Origin of the sequence: Streptococcus minor DSM 17118 (assembly GCF_000377005.1) — a bacterium.
GTDB classification, from domain to species: Bacteria; Bacillota; Bacilli; order Lactobacillales; family Streptococcaceae; genus Streptococcus; species Streptococcus minor.
In genome coordinates this window covers 1-13609 of the sequence record NZ_AQYB01000015.1, presented here as the reverse complement: position 1 = coordinate 13609, position 13609 = coordinate 1, and the positions used below count along the sequence as shown (strand labels likewise).

General features: G+C 37.4%; 11 protein-coding genes and 1 rRNA gene. All 12 read left to right on the top strand.

Annotation, left to right across the window (positions count from 1 at the left end):
- A partial coding sequence (locus F602_RS0100345) for a MucBP domain-containing protein (protein WP_018165990.1) occupies nt 1-1742 on the top strand: 1742 nt, incomplete at its 5' end.
- A gap of 244 nt (nt 1743-1986) precedes the next feature.
- A complete protein-coding gene (gene ychF, locus F602_RS0100340; protein ID WP_018165989.1) occupies nt 1987-3102 on the top strand; it encodes a redox-regulated ATPase YchF in 1116 nt (371 codons plus the stop codon).
- Between the two features lie 77 nt (nt 3103-3179).
- Nucleotides 3180-3752: an aminoacyl-tRNA hydrolase gene (gene pth, locus F602_RS0100335; RefSeq protein ID WP_018165988.1), complete on the top strand. Its 573-nt coding sequence runs from the start codon at nt 3180-3182 to the stop codon at nt 3750-3752.
- Nucleotides 3749-7267 (top strand): transcription-repair coupling factor, encoded by a 3519-nt coding sequence (gene mfd, locus F602_RS0100330; protein ID WP_018165987.1) that lies wholly within the window; start codon nt 3749-3751, stop codon nt 7265-7267. The genes pth and mfd overlap by 4 nt, the downstream gene beginning before the upstream one ends.
- Before the next feature lie 30 nt (nt 7268-7297).
- Nucleotides 7298-7570, top strand: coding sequence for an RNA-binding S4 domain-containing protein (locus F602_RS0100325; RefSeq protein ID WP_018165986.1), 273 nt, complete (start codon nt 7298-7300; stop codon nt 7568-7570).
- The gene (locus F602_RS0100320) at nt 7557-7928 is read left to right on the top strand and encodes an FtsB family cell division protein (protein WP_018165985.1); all 372 of its coding nucleotides are present in this window, start codon (nt 7557-7559) and stop codon (nt 7926-7928) included. The genes F602_RS0100325 and F602_RS0100320 overlap by 14 nt, the downstream gene beginning before the upstream one ends.
- A complete protein-coding gene (locus F602_RS11135; RefSeq protein ID WP_018165984.1) occupies nt 7925-8044 on the top strand; it encodes an SP_0009 family protein in 120 nt (39 codons plus the stop codon). The genes F602_RS0100320 and F602_RS11135 overlap by 4 nt, the downstream gene beginning before the upstream one ends.
- 12 nt (nt 8045-8056) lie before the next feature.
- Nucleotides 8057-9337, top strand: coding sequence for a serine hydrolase (locus F602_RS0100310; RefSeq protein WP_018165983.1), 1281 nt, complete (start codon nt 8057-8059; stop codon nt 9335-9337).
- Nucleotides 9334-10608 (top strand): tRNA lysidine(34) synthetase TilS, encoded by a 1275-nt coding sequence (gene tilS / locus F602_RS0100305; protein WP_018165982.1) that lies wholly within the window; start codon nt 9334-9336, stop codon nt 10606-10608. Before F602_RS0100310 ends, tilS begins: the two co-directional genes overlap by 4 nt.
- Before the next feature lie 6 nt (nt 10609-10614).
- The gene (hpt, locus tag F602_RS0100300) at nt 10615-11157 is read left to right on the top strand and encodes a hypoxanthine phosphoribosyltransferase (protein ID WP_018165981.1); all 543 of its coding nucleotides are present in this window, start codon (nt 10615-10617) and stop codon (nt 11155-11157) included.
- Between the two features lie 21 nt (nt 11158-11178).
- Nucleotides 11179-13140, top strand: a complete 1962-nt coding sequence (ftsH, locus tag F602_RS0100295; RefSeq protein WP_018165980.1) for an ATP-dependent zinc metalloprotease FtsH — start codon at nt 11179-11181, stop codon at nt 13138-13140.
- Between the two features lie 396 nt (nt 13141-13536).
- Nucleotides 13537-13609: ribosomal RNA gene (locus tag F602_RS0100290) — 16S ribosomal RNA — on the top strand; the annotation flags it as partial.

Here is a 13609-nt window from a genome sequence, read left to right as displayed (position 1 = left end):
ATTTACCAGTGGCGATTTCAGACCCAACTACACCAGGAGACTACCAAGTCGGTGATAGTACGCAATATTACATCGGTGCAACTGTCACTCGTAATAATCCAGCAAAATCCTCTTATGATGAGCAAGATGATGCAGGTGTGACAATTGGTACTTGGACCTTGACCTGGAATAAGACAGAAGATACCATGGTTGTAGGCGGTGTCCGCTTTGTTGGTAGTTGGACCTTTACAGAGGCTCCTAAATATGATGTCACTTACAGCTATATAACAGCTCCAGGTAGTAGCCGTTCCTTGCCAAGCGACATCTCTACCCCAGCTACCCCAGGTGATTACCAAGTCGGTGATAGTACGCAATATTACATCGGTGCAACTGTCACTCGTAACAATCCAGCTAAATCTTCTTATGATGAGCAAGACGATGCAGGTGTGATAGTTGGTACCTGGACATTGACCTGGAGCCAAGTAACTGCAACTATGCAAGCAGGTGGTGTACAGTTCGTTGGTACTTGGACCTTCGCTAAGGCAGATGAATTTCCAGTAGAGTATAGATATGTTAACGGTAGCAGTCGAGCTCTACCAACAGCTATCCAAAGTCCTTCTACCCCAGGTGATTACCAAGTTGGCGACGGGAAATCTTACTTGGCAGGTGCTACTGTTATGCGTCAATCACCAGCATTGTCTACCTATGTGGAAACAGATTTAGCAGGTATTATTCTTGGCACTTGGACTCTGACATGGGACAAGGATAGTGAACAGGTGAGTGCGACAACACCAGGTGCTGTCTTCACAGGTACCTGGAACTTCACTCCAGCTCCGCAATACGGTGTGACCTATCTCTATGCAAAAGCAGATGGAGTGACACGTGATTTGCCAGTGGCTATTTCAAATACAGCTACACCAGGTGACTATCATGTCGCAGATGACAACACCTATTATGCGAATCAAACCGTAACTCGTATATCTCCTCTTCAGAAAATCTATGATGAAGTGGTTGATGGTATCAAAGTTGGTCAATGGACTCTGACATGGGAAGCAGATCAAGCCACCATGACTGACCAAGGAGTGACTTTCGTTGGAAAATGGAATTATACACCATATGGAACTGTCCGTGTCCATTTTGTAGATAAAGTCACAGGTAATATTATTCAAGAACCAATCGTAGCAGTAGATAGTGTCTTTGAAGGTACAGCTTACGATGTAACCAGTTTTGCATCGGAGACAATTACTGTAGATGGTAAAGTTTACGAATTAGTTGGATTGAAAGCAGGTGATCAAGCCACAGGAACAGTTGTTGCAGGTATGACAGATATTACTTACCAATACAAAGAAGTTCCAAAACGTGGTTCTGTTATTGTTCATTTTGTGGACAAGAAAACAAACAAAGCACTTCAGGACCCTGTGACAGTTATTTCTGAACAAGTTGTTGGTACAGATTACGATGTGACGGACCAAGTTCCAAAAGAGATTAAGAATAACGGCAAACGTTACAAATTAGTTGGTCTGAAGTCAGGTAATCCGAAAGGGAAAGTACTCCAAGGTGATACAACAGTTGTGTATGTTTATGAAGAAGAAGTAGTTATTCCACCATTTAATCAACCAAAAGAGAAAACTACTACACCTGCTTCACAACCAATTTTACCTAAGACTGGACAAGTCAGCTCTATATTTATTGTTGGTCTTGGATGCATTCTTCTTACCATGACAGCCGTTCTTGCTTTCAAAACAAGAAAAGGAGAATTTTGATTTTTTTAAAAAGCTAGTAGCATGCTCTGTATCCTGGCAAAAAAATCTAATCTCAATTATAAAAAGCGAAAAAAACTAGTTTTCTGATATTCAGAATGCTGCTTTGTTCGCTTTTTTTGTTTCATTTATTAACAGAGATTGATACAAATAGTCACTAATGAAATAGATGATATGAGACAAGCTTTTTCTCTTGTTTTCTGCTATAATGTTAAGTATTGAAAAAATGTAACGGAGACTAGAATCTATGGCTTTAACAGCAGGTATTGTTGGCTTGCCAAATGTTGGTAAATCAACCCTATTCAATGCAATTACAAAAGCAGGTGCAGAGGCTGCCAATTATCCTTTTGCAACTATTGATCCAAATGTAGGAATGGTAGAAGTACCAGATGAGCGTCTACAAAAGTTGACAGAACTGATTACTCCGAAAAAGACTATCCCAACTACTTTTGAATTTACAGATATTGCTGGTATTGTAAAAGGCGCCTCAAAGGGTGAGGGACTTGGTAACAAATTTTTGGCTAATATCCGTGAGGTAGATGCTATTGTTCATGTAGTTCGTGCCTTTGATGATGAAAATGTCATGCGCGAGCAAGGTCGTGAGGATGATTTTGTTGATCCGATTGCTGATATTGAAACGATTAATCTAGAACTCATTTTAGCTGACTTAGAGTCCATTAATAAGCGCTATGCACGTGTGGAAAAGATGGCTCGTACTCAGAAAGATAAGGATTCTCTGGCAGAATTTGCAGTATTAGAAAAAATCAAACCTGTCTTGGAAGATGGAAAATCTGCTCGAACCGTAACTTTTACGCCAGAAGAAGAAAAAATTGTCAAACAGTTATTCCTTTTGACGACGAAGCCAGTTCTTTATGTGGCTAATGTAGATGAGGATAAGGTAGGAGATCCAGACAAGATTGAATATGTGCAGCAAATTCGTGACTTTGCATCAACCGAAAATGCCGAAGTAGTGGTCATATCAGCGCGTGCTGAGGAAGAAATTTCAGAGTTAGATGATGAAGACAAGATAGAATTTTTAGAAGCTATTGGTTTGACAGAATCTGGCGTGGATAAGTTGACTCGTGCAGCCTATCATTTACTTGGACTTGGCACCTACTTTACAGCTGGTGAAAAAGAGGTTCGCGCTTGGACTTTTAAACGTGGTATTAAGGCCCCACAAGCTGCTGGCATTATTCATTCTGACTTTGAAAAAGGATTTATCCGTGCTGTTACTATGTCCTATGATGATCTCATGCAGTATGGTTCAGAGAAGGCTGTCAAGGAAGCAGGACGTCTTCGTGAAGAAGGAAAAGAGTATATTGTTCAAGATGGAGACATCATGGAGTTCCGCTTCAATGTCTAAATCTGTTGACTCAAAAATAGTTTAAAACCAAGGCTGAAATTACTTTTCAGTCCTTTTGGTCTTTTGAAAGGAAAAAAATGGTTAAGATGATTGTTGGCTTGGGAAATCCAGGCAGTAAATACCATGAAACTCGCCACAATGTTGGATTTATGCTAGTAGATAGGTTGGCGAAAAGAGAAAATGCAACTTTCTCCCATGATACTATTTTTCAAGCAGATATTGCTAGTACCTTTATTGATGGTCAAAAAGTTTATTTTGTCAAACCAACGACCTTTATGAATGAATCTGGCAAGGCTGTCCATGCTCTCCTAGCATACTATGGTTTGGATGAAAGGGATTTATTGGTAGTGTATGATGATTTGGATATGGTAGCTGGTAAAATCCGCTTCCGCCAGAAAGGTTCAGCAGGTGGGCACAATGGTATCAAGTCTATCATTGCTCATCTTAAAACTCAGGATTTTGACCGTATCAAGATTGGCGTAGGACGCCCAAAACCAGGTAAGACTGTCGTTCATCATGTATTATCAAAGTTTGATGAAGAGGACCGTATTGAAATTGACAAAGCACTAGATAAACTTGACAATGCTGTCAATTTCTATTTACATGAAAAAGACCTAGAAAAGGTTATGAGAAAGTTTAATGGAATATGAACCTAATTGAATTAATTCAGCAGAACCCACAAGTACAAAAATGGCAGCAAAACTTGAGTAAATCAAGTCGTCAGCTTCTCTTGGGTTTATCTGGGACTAGTAAGGCACTTGTCATGAGTTCAGCTTTTGATAGTCTCAGCGAAAAAATAATTATCTTTACAGCTAGTCAAAATGAGGCAGAAAAACTTGTCAATGATTTATCAGATTTATTAGGAAGTGATCATATTTACAACTTCTTTACAGATGATAGTCCCTTTGCTGAATTTGTTTTTTCTTCAAAGGATAGAAGACAAAGTCGAGTTGACAGTTTAAATTTTTTATTAGATAAACAGAGATCAGGTATCTTGGTGGCTAATTTTGCTGCTACCAAGATTCATCTTCCAGATCCTAAAATATACGAAAAATCTGTCTTCAAGATTCAAACTCAAGATGAAATAGAACTTGACAATCTTGTTAATCAATTTGTAGAAATAGGTTATAAAAAGGTATCACGCGTCCTATCTCAAGGAGAATTTAGTCTCCGTGGAGATATCTTAGATGTTTTTGCAATCAACAGTGACCTACCATATCGGATTGAACTTTTTGGTGATGAGATAGACAGTATTCGAACCTTTGATGTTGAGAAGCAAACTTCTTTGGAACACATAGATGAGATTACTATCTATCCAGCATCTGATGTCATTTTGACGAAAGAAGATTTTAGTCGAGCTTCAAACATTCTATCTACATTATTGGAAAAAGTAGATATTACTGAACAAAGTTCTTATTTAGAAGAAGTTTTGGCTGATATCAATACAGGTTACCGTCATCCTGATATCAGAAAATTTCTATCTATTCTCTATAAAAAGGCATGGACTCTATTAGATTACATTCCAAAACAGTCTCCGGTTTTCTTTGATAATTTCCATAAAATTATGGATAAGCATGCTCAGTTTGAAAAAGAAAAAGCTGAGTTGTTGACAGAAGATTTACAAAGGTGTAAATCTCACTTTTCTTTACAGTATTTTGCAGATTCTTATCAGAAAGTTAGACAATACAAACCTTCAACTTATTTTTCCACATTTCAAAAAGGGCTTGGGAATCTTAAATTTGATGCAGTTTATTCATTTAATCAACATCCCATGCAGGAATTTTTCAATCAAATTCCTCTGTTAAAAGATGAACTAAGTCGTTATGCTAAATCAAACTTTACAGTTATTCTTCAAGCAAGTTCTTCCTCTTCTTTACAAAAACTACAAAAAACTTTACAAGAGTATCATATTCAACTTCCATATAGGGAAGCAAGTGACTTGGTATTCGGTCAACAGCAAGTTACTATTGGGCAATTAGCAGCAGGTTTTCATTTTTTAGATGAGAAAGTGGCCCTCATTACAGAGAGAGAAATTTTTCATAAAAAGGTTAAGCGTAAAGTTCACCGTCAGAATATTAGTAATGCAGAACGCCTGCGTAACTATAATGAACTAGAAAAAGGAGACTATGTTGTCCATCATGTGCATGGTATCGGACAATTTTTGGGAATCGAGACCATTCAGGTTTCCGGCATCCATAGGGATTATATTACGATTCAGTACCAGAATGCAGATAAAATCTCCCTACCTGTGGACCAAATTGATGGATTGTCTAAATACATTGCATCGGATGGCAAACAACCTAAACTCAACAAACTTAATGATGGACGATTTCAGAAGACCAAGCAGAAGGTACAAAGGCAAGTGGAAGATATTGCTGATGACCTCATTAAACTCTATGCTGAGCGAAGTCAATTAAAAGGTTTTTCATTTTCAGCTGATGATGATAATCAGTTGGAATTTGATAAACATTTTGCTTACATCGAGACAGATGATCAACTACGATCTATTGCTGAAGTAAAAAGAGATATGGAAAAGCCTTTTCCTATGGACCGTCTGTTGGTCGGGGATGTGGGATTTGGAAAGACAGAAGTAGCTATGCGGGCAGCATTTAAAGCTGTCAATGATGGAAAACAGGTAGCTATCCTGGTTCCGACAACGGTTCTAGCCCAGCAGCATTACGAAAACTTTATTGAGCGGTTTGCAGATTTTCCGGTCAATATTGGTGTGCTCAGCCGGTTTCGAACAAAGGCAGAGCAGATGACTACTCTGGAAAAACTAAAAAAAGGCCAATTAGACATCATCATAGGAACGCATCGTCTTTTATCAAAAGATGTCATTTTTGCAGATTTGGGACTTGTCGTTATTGATGAAGAACAACGTTTTGGTGTTAAGCATAAGGAGACACTAAAAGAGCTCAAGAAAAAAATTGATGTCCTAACCTTGACAGCTACCCCTATTCCAAGGACACTTCACATGTCTATGTTGGGAATTCGGGATTTATCTGTTATTGAAACACCACCAACTAACCGTTATCCTGTTCAAACCTATGTTATGGAAACCAATCCAACTGTGATCCGAGATGCTATTTTACGTGAAATTGATCGTGGTGGACAGGTCTATTATCTTTACAACAAAGTTGACAGTATTGAGAAAAAAGTATCAGAACTCCGAGAGTTAGTTCCAGAAGCCTCTATTGCTTTTGTTCATGGTCAGATGTCAGAAATTCAATTAGAAAACACACTGTATTCTTTTATAGAGGGCGAGTACAATGTTTTAGTAACTACAACCATTATTGAAACAGGTGTTGATATTCCAAATGCAAATACCCTTTTTGTTGAAAATGCAGATCATATGGGACTGTCAACCCTCTATCAACTTCGAGGTCGTGTGGGTCGTTCTAATCGTATTGCCTATGCATACCTTATGTATAGACCAGATAAATCATTAACAGAAGTATCTGAAAAAAGACTAGAAGCAATTAAAGGTTTTACTGAATTAGGTTCTGGTTTTAAGATTGCCATGCAGGATTTATCTATTCGCGGTGCTGGAAATCTTCTTGGCGCAGCTCAGAGTGGCTTTATTGATTCTATTGGTTATGAACTCTATTCTCAACTTTTGGAAGCTGCTATCTTAGAAAAACAAGGAAAAACCCAGAAGCGTCAGAAGTCCAATACAGAGATTAATTTGACTATTGATGCCTACTTGCCCGACACTTATATTACAGATCAACGTCAAAAAATTGAGATTTACAAACGCATCAAGGAAATTGACAGCCGTATCAACTATGAGGAACTTCAAGATGAATTGATGGACCGCTTTGGTGAGTATCCAGATGCTGTTGCTTATCTTTTGGAAATAGGTCTTCTCAAGTCCGTTTTAGATCAAACTTTTGCTAAATCAGTCGATTTAAAGAAAGAACAGTTAATTATCACATTTGAGCCAATAGCTGGTCAATATTTCCTAACTCAGGATTATTTTCAAGCTCTTTCAGCCACTACTCTAAAGGCTCGTATTTCTGAACATTTAGGTCATATGCAGGTCATCTTTGATGTTCGAAATCAAAAAGACTTTGTGATTTTAGAAGAACTAATGATATTTGGTGAGCAACTTTTAGATAAAAAATTAAAAAATCACAATAAATTGTCACTTAACGATAAAACATGATAAAATAGAAGAGATTGTGAGGTATCCACTATGCGTTTAGATAAATATTTGAAAGTGTCCCGTATCATCAAACGGCGAACAGTGGCCAAAGAAGTAGCGGATAAAGGGCGAATAAAAGTTAATGGGATTTTGGCTAAATCTTCCACAGATTTAAAACTGGATGATCAGGTAGAAATTCGCTTTGGCAATAAGCTGTTGACCATTAAAGTTGTAGAAATGAAGGATTCAACCAAAAAAGAAGATGCTTTGAAAATGTACGAAATGATCAGTGAAACTAGGATAGAGACAGATGAAAAAATCTAACATACTTCAAATAAATAATGATTTTATCAAAAATGAACTGCAAAAAAGAAAAAAAAAAGATGTCGAGAATCGTCAAAAAACCAGATTTATGGGATTAATCCTCGTCTTGGCCATTTTTTTGTTTATTCTGCCCACCTACAATTTGGTAGAGAGTTACAACACATTAAAAGATAAAGAAAAACAGTTAGTTCAATTGAAGGAGCGCCAACAAGAATTAATCCGACAGGAGAAATTGGAGTCTTCTTTGGTTACCAAATTAAAAGATGAAGAATATGCAGCTAAGTACATTCGAGCTAAATTGCAATATTCAAAAGATGGTGAGTTCATTTATAATATTCCAGGATTGCTTCCAAAATGACAGAAGATATTTTAAAAAAAGTAGAAACCTTTTTAACTTATTCTGATGAAAAATTAGAAGAATTGACCCAAAAAAATCGGGTCTTAAAATTAGAAGAACAAGACCAAATAGACTAGGAAGGAGGGACAATGAAGAAGTATCTATTATTTTTATTGATGCCAGTTTTACTAGCCAGTACTACGGTTGACAGTACAGAAATTGATTTTTTCTTGACCAATCAAGAAAAATACTTACTCAATACTAAGGTGACTGATGAAAGATTTACTTCTATCCCTTCTAATCCCAGTGTCTATTCTCCAGTTGACACCTACCTTGACAGAAACTTGACAGATAAAGTTTCGATTATAAAAGAAAATCAAGTTTTTAAAATCCAATCTGTAGAAATTAACGACTACAATCAGCAAGTTTTCTTATTGGAAAATGGTCACTACATACTAGCCGATCCCCAAATCATTTTTGACGACCACATCTTAGAAACTAAGTTCATTCAGTCAACTGCATGGTTAAAAAAAGATTTCAGATTATATACTAGTCCTATTGGTAATCAACAAAAGATAGCTAAAACCTCCTTAAAATCGTATCAACCTGTGGTTATTTCAGAGATAGCTACTACTCCAATTGATGTCTATGCCAAAATCAATGGTCAAGGATGGATCAAACAGACAGATTTGTCTCTAGAAGATAATCGTATGGAAGCTGTTCAAGATTTACTCAATAAAAAATATGCCCTGCCCAACATTGGTATCTACATCAAGCAAATTTCTAGTCAGAAAACAGCTGGAATCAATCAAGATAAAATGATGTATGCAGCTAGTGTCACCAAATTACCAGTTCTTTATTATATTCAAGAAAAAATTGATAATAAAAAATATAGCTTGACAGAAGGTTTACAATATATTGACAAGGTAACGGATTTTAAAGGCAGTTATTCTGCTGAAGGAAGTGGTTCTTTAGGAAAAACAGCTGATAACCACCATTACCGTATTGATGAGCTCATTAACAAAACAGCAAAAGAATCGGATAATGCAGCTAGCAATCTCTTGGCCTACTATGCTACCAATCAATTCGATACAGTATTTTATGAAGAAATAACAGCTATTGTCGGACAAAAATGGGATATGTCCTCTCGTCTAGCCTCGGCTCAGATGGCAGGTTTGATGATGGAAGCAATTTATAACCAATCTGGATATGTTTTAGGAAGTTTACAACATACAAACTTTGATGACCAGAGAATTGCTCGTGACATTCCAGTTCCTGTTGCCCACAAGATTGGAGATGCCTACGAATTCCGACACGATGTTGGAGTTGTTTATACAGACTCTCCCTTTATCTTGTCCATTTTCACTGATCAGTCTGACTATGATACCATCTCGAAAATCGCAGATGATGTTTACGAATTATTAAAATGATGAAGAAAAAATTTTTAAAAGTGGCACGAAATGGTCACTTTTTTGATAAACACAAGAAAATTCTAATTGCAGTTTCTGGCGGTAAAGATTCTATGGCTCTGCTGGATTGTTTACTGGCTACAAGAGACGAACTCCAGTTTGAAATTGGCATTGCTCATGTTAACCACAAGCAGCGCAAGGAATCAGATGAGGAAGAAGCCTCTTTAAATGATTTTGCACAGCAAGAAAATATTCCTATATTTACTGCTTACTATCAGGATTCAGTCTTTTCTGAAAAAAAAGCCCGTGATTTTCGTTATCAGTTTTTTGAAAAAATAATGTGGACACATGGATACACAGGATTGGTTACAGCTCATCATGCCGATGATCAGGCTGAAACGATCTTTATGCGCCTTTTGCGTGGTAGTCGATTGCGGCACCTATCTGGCATCAAAACGATCCAGGAATTTGGTCCGGGCCAGTTGATTCGTCCTTTGTTAACCTTTAACAAATCCGAATTAGAAGCCAGCTTCTATTTTGAAGATGCTAGTAACCAAGAAAATACCTATCTACGCAACCGTATTCGAAATCATTATCTTCCTCTTTTTGAGAAAGAAAACCCTACATTTTCGGATTATCTTGTGGAGTTTGGACAAGAGAATGCTCAGCTTTTTCAAGCTTTACAGGACTTAACAAAAAATATAGAAGCAACAAATTTGGATGTTTTTCATCAACAAAGTCCGGCTGTCCAACATTTTTTACTACAGGATTATTTGGATACATTTCCTAATCTGCATATCACCAAGGCCCAGTTTAAAGATATTTTAAACATTCTTCGAACAAAAGCGAACTACTCTCATCCGATAAATAAAGATTACTATCTAATGAAGGATTACAAACAGTTTGAAATTTTCAAAATCCTTCCAGAGACGGATGATAGTACACAAGAGTATGTGATAGAATCGGAAGGTATTTTTGAATTTGGTGGTATTATTTTTTCTCTCAATCAACATTTGCCAGGTGCCAGTCAGGTTCTTTGGGTAGAAAAAAATCAACCCATTCGACTGAGAAATCGTAAAGCAGGCGATACTATTTTACTTCATGGTATCCATAAAAAGTTACGTCGCTACTTTATTGACCAAAAAATTCCTGAAAAAATTCGTCAAAAGGCTATTATTATTGAACAAAACCAAACCATTCTTGGGGTAGCCAATCTGGTGACCAGTGATTTGAGTAAATCAGTAAAAAATGATATAATAAAAACCAAACTATATATAAAAATGAAAGAGTAGCTGACCATGTTGGAAAATGACATCAAAAAAATCCTTATTTCTGAAGCTGAAATCATTGAAAAAAGTCGTGAATTGGGTAGAAGACTGACTGAAGAATATCAAGGGAAAAATCCTATCCTCGTCGGTATTTTAAAAGGTTCCATCCCTTTTTTGGCTGAGTTAATCAAGCATATTGATACCCATATTGAAACGGAATTTATGGTGGTTTCTAGTTACCATGGCGGAACAGAGAGTAGTGGTTCTGTCAAAATTATCAAAGATATTGATTCAGATGTTTCAGGTCGAGATATTCTCTTTATAGAAGATATCATTGACACAGGTCGTACACTGAAAGAACTGAAAGATTTATTTGCTTTCAGAAAGGCATCTTCTATTAAAATTGTGACCATGTTGGACAAACCAGAAGGTCGCGTGGTTGATATTGAGGCAGACTATGCTTGCTTCACTATTCCAAATGAATTTGTTGTCGGTTTTGGTCTAGACTACAATGAAAATTACCGAAACTTACCGTATGTCGGAGTTTTGAAAGAAGAAGTTTACTCCAATTAGAAAAAAGGTTATTAATTACATATGAACAATCAACATAATAAAGGATTTATTCGAAATCCTTTTCTCATTATTTTACTGCTAGCAACTCTGATTACAGGTTATCAATTTTTTACTGCTGGCAACCAGGTTGCGACCCAAGAAATTAGCTACTCTGAATTGGTCACAGCCCTCAAAGATGGGAATGTTAAATCCATTACCTACCAACCAAATAACAGTATCATTGAAATAAAAGGTGAGTATAAAAAGGAGCAGGAAGCAAAGAGTGAAGTTGCCTCTGCGATTAAGCTCTTTCAAGTGTCACCTACAGCTAAATACAAAAAATTCTCTACTATTATATTAGCAGCAGATTCAACACTCTCTAACCTTCAAGATTTAGCAGATCAAAAAAACGTCAATGTTAAGATTATTCCTGAAAGTTCAAACGGTCTTTGGTTGAGCATTCTCCTTAACATCGTTCCATTCGGTATTGTTCTTGTTATCTTCATGATGATGATGAATCAAGGAGGCAGTGGCGCACGTGGGGCTATGAATTTTGGAAAAAATAAAGCCAAGGCTCTGGAACAAAACCATATCAAAGTTCGCTTTTCAGACGTAGCAGGAGCAGAGGAAGAAAAACAAGAGTTGGTTGAAGTGGTTGAATTCCTCAAGGATCCAAAACGATTTACTCAATTGGGTGCTCGTATTCCTGCTGGTGTTCTCCTTGAGGGGCCTCCAGGAACTGGTAAAACCCTCCTAGCTAAGGCTGTTGCTGGAGAAGCTGGTGTTCCATTTTTCTCCATTTCAGGTTCTGACTTTGTTGAAATGTTTGTTGGTGTTGGTGCCAGCCGTGTTCGTTCTCTTTTTGAAGATGCCAAAAAAGCAGCGCCAGCTATCATTTTTATCGACGAAATTGATGCTGTTGGTCGCCAACGCGGTGTTGGTATGGGTGGCGGAAATGATGAGCGCGAACAAACCCTTAATCAGCTCCTGATTGAGATGGATGGTTTTGAAGGAAATGAGGGCATTATTGTTATCGCAGCAACCAACCGCAGCGATGTTCTCGATCCGGCACTTCTCCGTCCAGGTCGCTTTGATAGAAAAGTTTTGGTAGGACGTCCTGATGTTAAAGGACGTGAGGCTATTCTTAAGGTTCATGCCAAAAATAAACCCCTAGCTGATGATGTTGATTTGAAATTAGTAGCTCAACAAACACCAGGTTTTGTTGGTGCAGATTTGGAAAATGTCCTTAATGAAGCAGCACTTGTAGCTGCTCGACGCAATAAAAAAGTGATTGATGCTTCAGATATTGACGAAGCAGAAGATCGTGTTATTGCTGGTCCCTCTAAAAAAGATCGTACGATTTCTCAAAAAGAACGTGAAATCGTGGCCTATCATGAAGCAGGACACACTATTGTTGGTTTAGTGCTGTCCAATGCGCGTGTGGTTCATAAAGTTACCATTGTCCCGCGTGGTCGTGCAGGTGGCTACATGATTGCTCTTCCTAAAGAGGACCAGATGTTGCTTTCTAAAGATGATATGAAGGAACAATTGGCAGGACTCATGGGTGGTCGTGTGGCAGAAGAAATCATCTTTAATGTTCAAACAACAGGTGCTGCTAATGACTTTGAGCAAGCAACTCAGATGGCCCGCGCCATGGTTGCTGAATATGGTATGAGCGAAAAAATGGGTCCTATGCAATATGAGGGTAACCATTCAATGTTTGGCGGATATACTACACCAAAACATATTTCTGAACAAACAGCCTATGAACTGGATAATGAAGTCCGTCAGTTATTAAATGATGCTCGCAACAAGGCTGCGGAGATTATTCAATCGAATCGCGAATCCCACAAACTAATCGCTGAAGCACTTCTGAAATATGAAACATTAGATAGCGTACAAATCAAGTCTATTTATGAAACAGGAAAAATGCCAGAAATGAATGAAGATGAAGATGTACGAGCTCTGAGTTATGAAGAAGTAAAAGAAAAAATTTCAGAATAAAAAGATCAGAATTTAGCACTCTATCTATCATATGAGACAAAATAAAAACACCTCCGTTGTAATATATTAAAGTAGACGACGGAGGTCTTTTTATAACAAATTCTTGGATAAACCTTGTATCAAAGACTTAAACAAATGGATCAACTTGGAGTTAAACTATTTTTAGCCAAAAAAAGATGAAAAAAATAAAAAAAGTTGAGAAAAAGTTATTGACAAGTCGATAGAGGTATGATAGAATGATATAGTTGTCGCCGAGAGAGGCAGGCAAGAGTAAGACCTTTGAAAATTAAAGAAGACAAACCAAACGTGCAGGGTGATTCATAAATTACTATGAATCGTCAATGAACAAAAACAATAAAACGGAAAGCTAGTGATAGCTTGAGTTTGAATCAACTTTTTAATGAGAGTTTGATCCTGGCTCAGGACGAACGCTGGCGGCGTGCCTAATACATGCAAGTGGAACGCATTG

What these genes read in the sequence shown, in the direction of transcription:
- tilS (WP_018165982.1), top strand. Translation starts at nt 9,334, where the DNA reads ATGATGAAGAAAAAATTTTTAAAAGTGGCACGAAATGGTCACTTTTTT.
- ychF (WP_018165989.1), top strand. Translation starts at nt 1,987, where the DNA reads ATGGCTTTAACAGCAGGTATTGTTGGCTTGCCAAATGTTGGTAAATCA.
- F602_RS0100325 (WP_018165986.1), top strand. Translation starts at nt 7,298, where the DNA reads ATGCGTTTAGATAAATATTTGAAAGTGTCCCGTATCATCAAACGGCGA.
- F602_RS0100320 (WP_018165985.1), top strand. Translation starts at nt 7,557, where the DNA reads ATGAAAAAATCTAACATACTTCAAATAAATAATGATTTTATCAAAAAT.
- pth (WP_018165988.1), top strand. Translation starts at nt 3,180, where the DNA reads ATGGTTAAGATGATTGTTGGCTTGGGAAATCCAGGCAGTAAATACCAT.
- F602_RS0100310 (WP_018165983.1), top strand. Translation starts at nt 8,057, where the DNA reads ATGAAGAAGTATCTATTATTTTTATTGATGCCAGTTTTACTAGCCAGT.
- F602_RS11135 (WP_018165984.1), top strand. Translation starts at nt 7,925, where the DNA reads ATGACAGAAGATATTTTAAAAAAAGTAGAAACCTTTTTAACTTATTCT.
- mfd (WP_018165987.1), top strand. Translation starts at nt 3,749, where the DNA reads ATGAACCTAATTGAATTAATTCAGCAGAACCCACAAGTACAAAAATGG.
- ftsH (WP_018165980.1), top strand. Translation starts at nt 11,179, where the DNA reads ATGAACAATCAACATAATAAAGGATTTATTCGAAATCCTTTTCTCATT.
- hpt (WP_018165981.1), top strand. Translation starts at nt 10,615, where the DNA reads ATGTTGGAAAATGACATCAAAAAAATCCTTATTTCTGAAGCTGAAATC.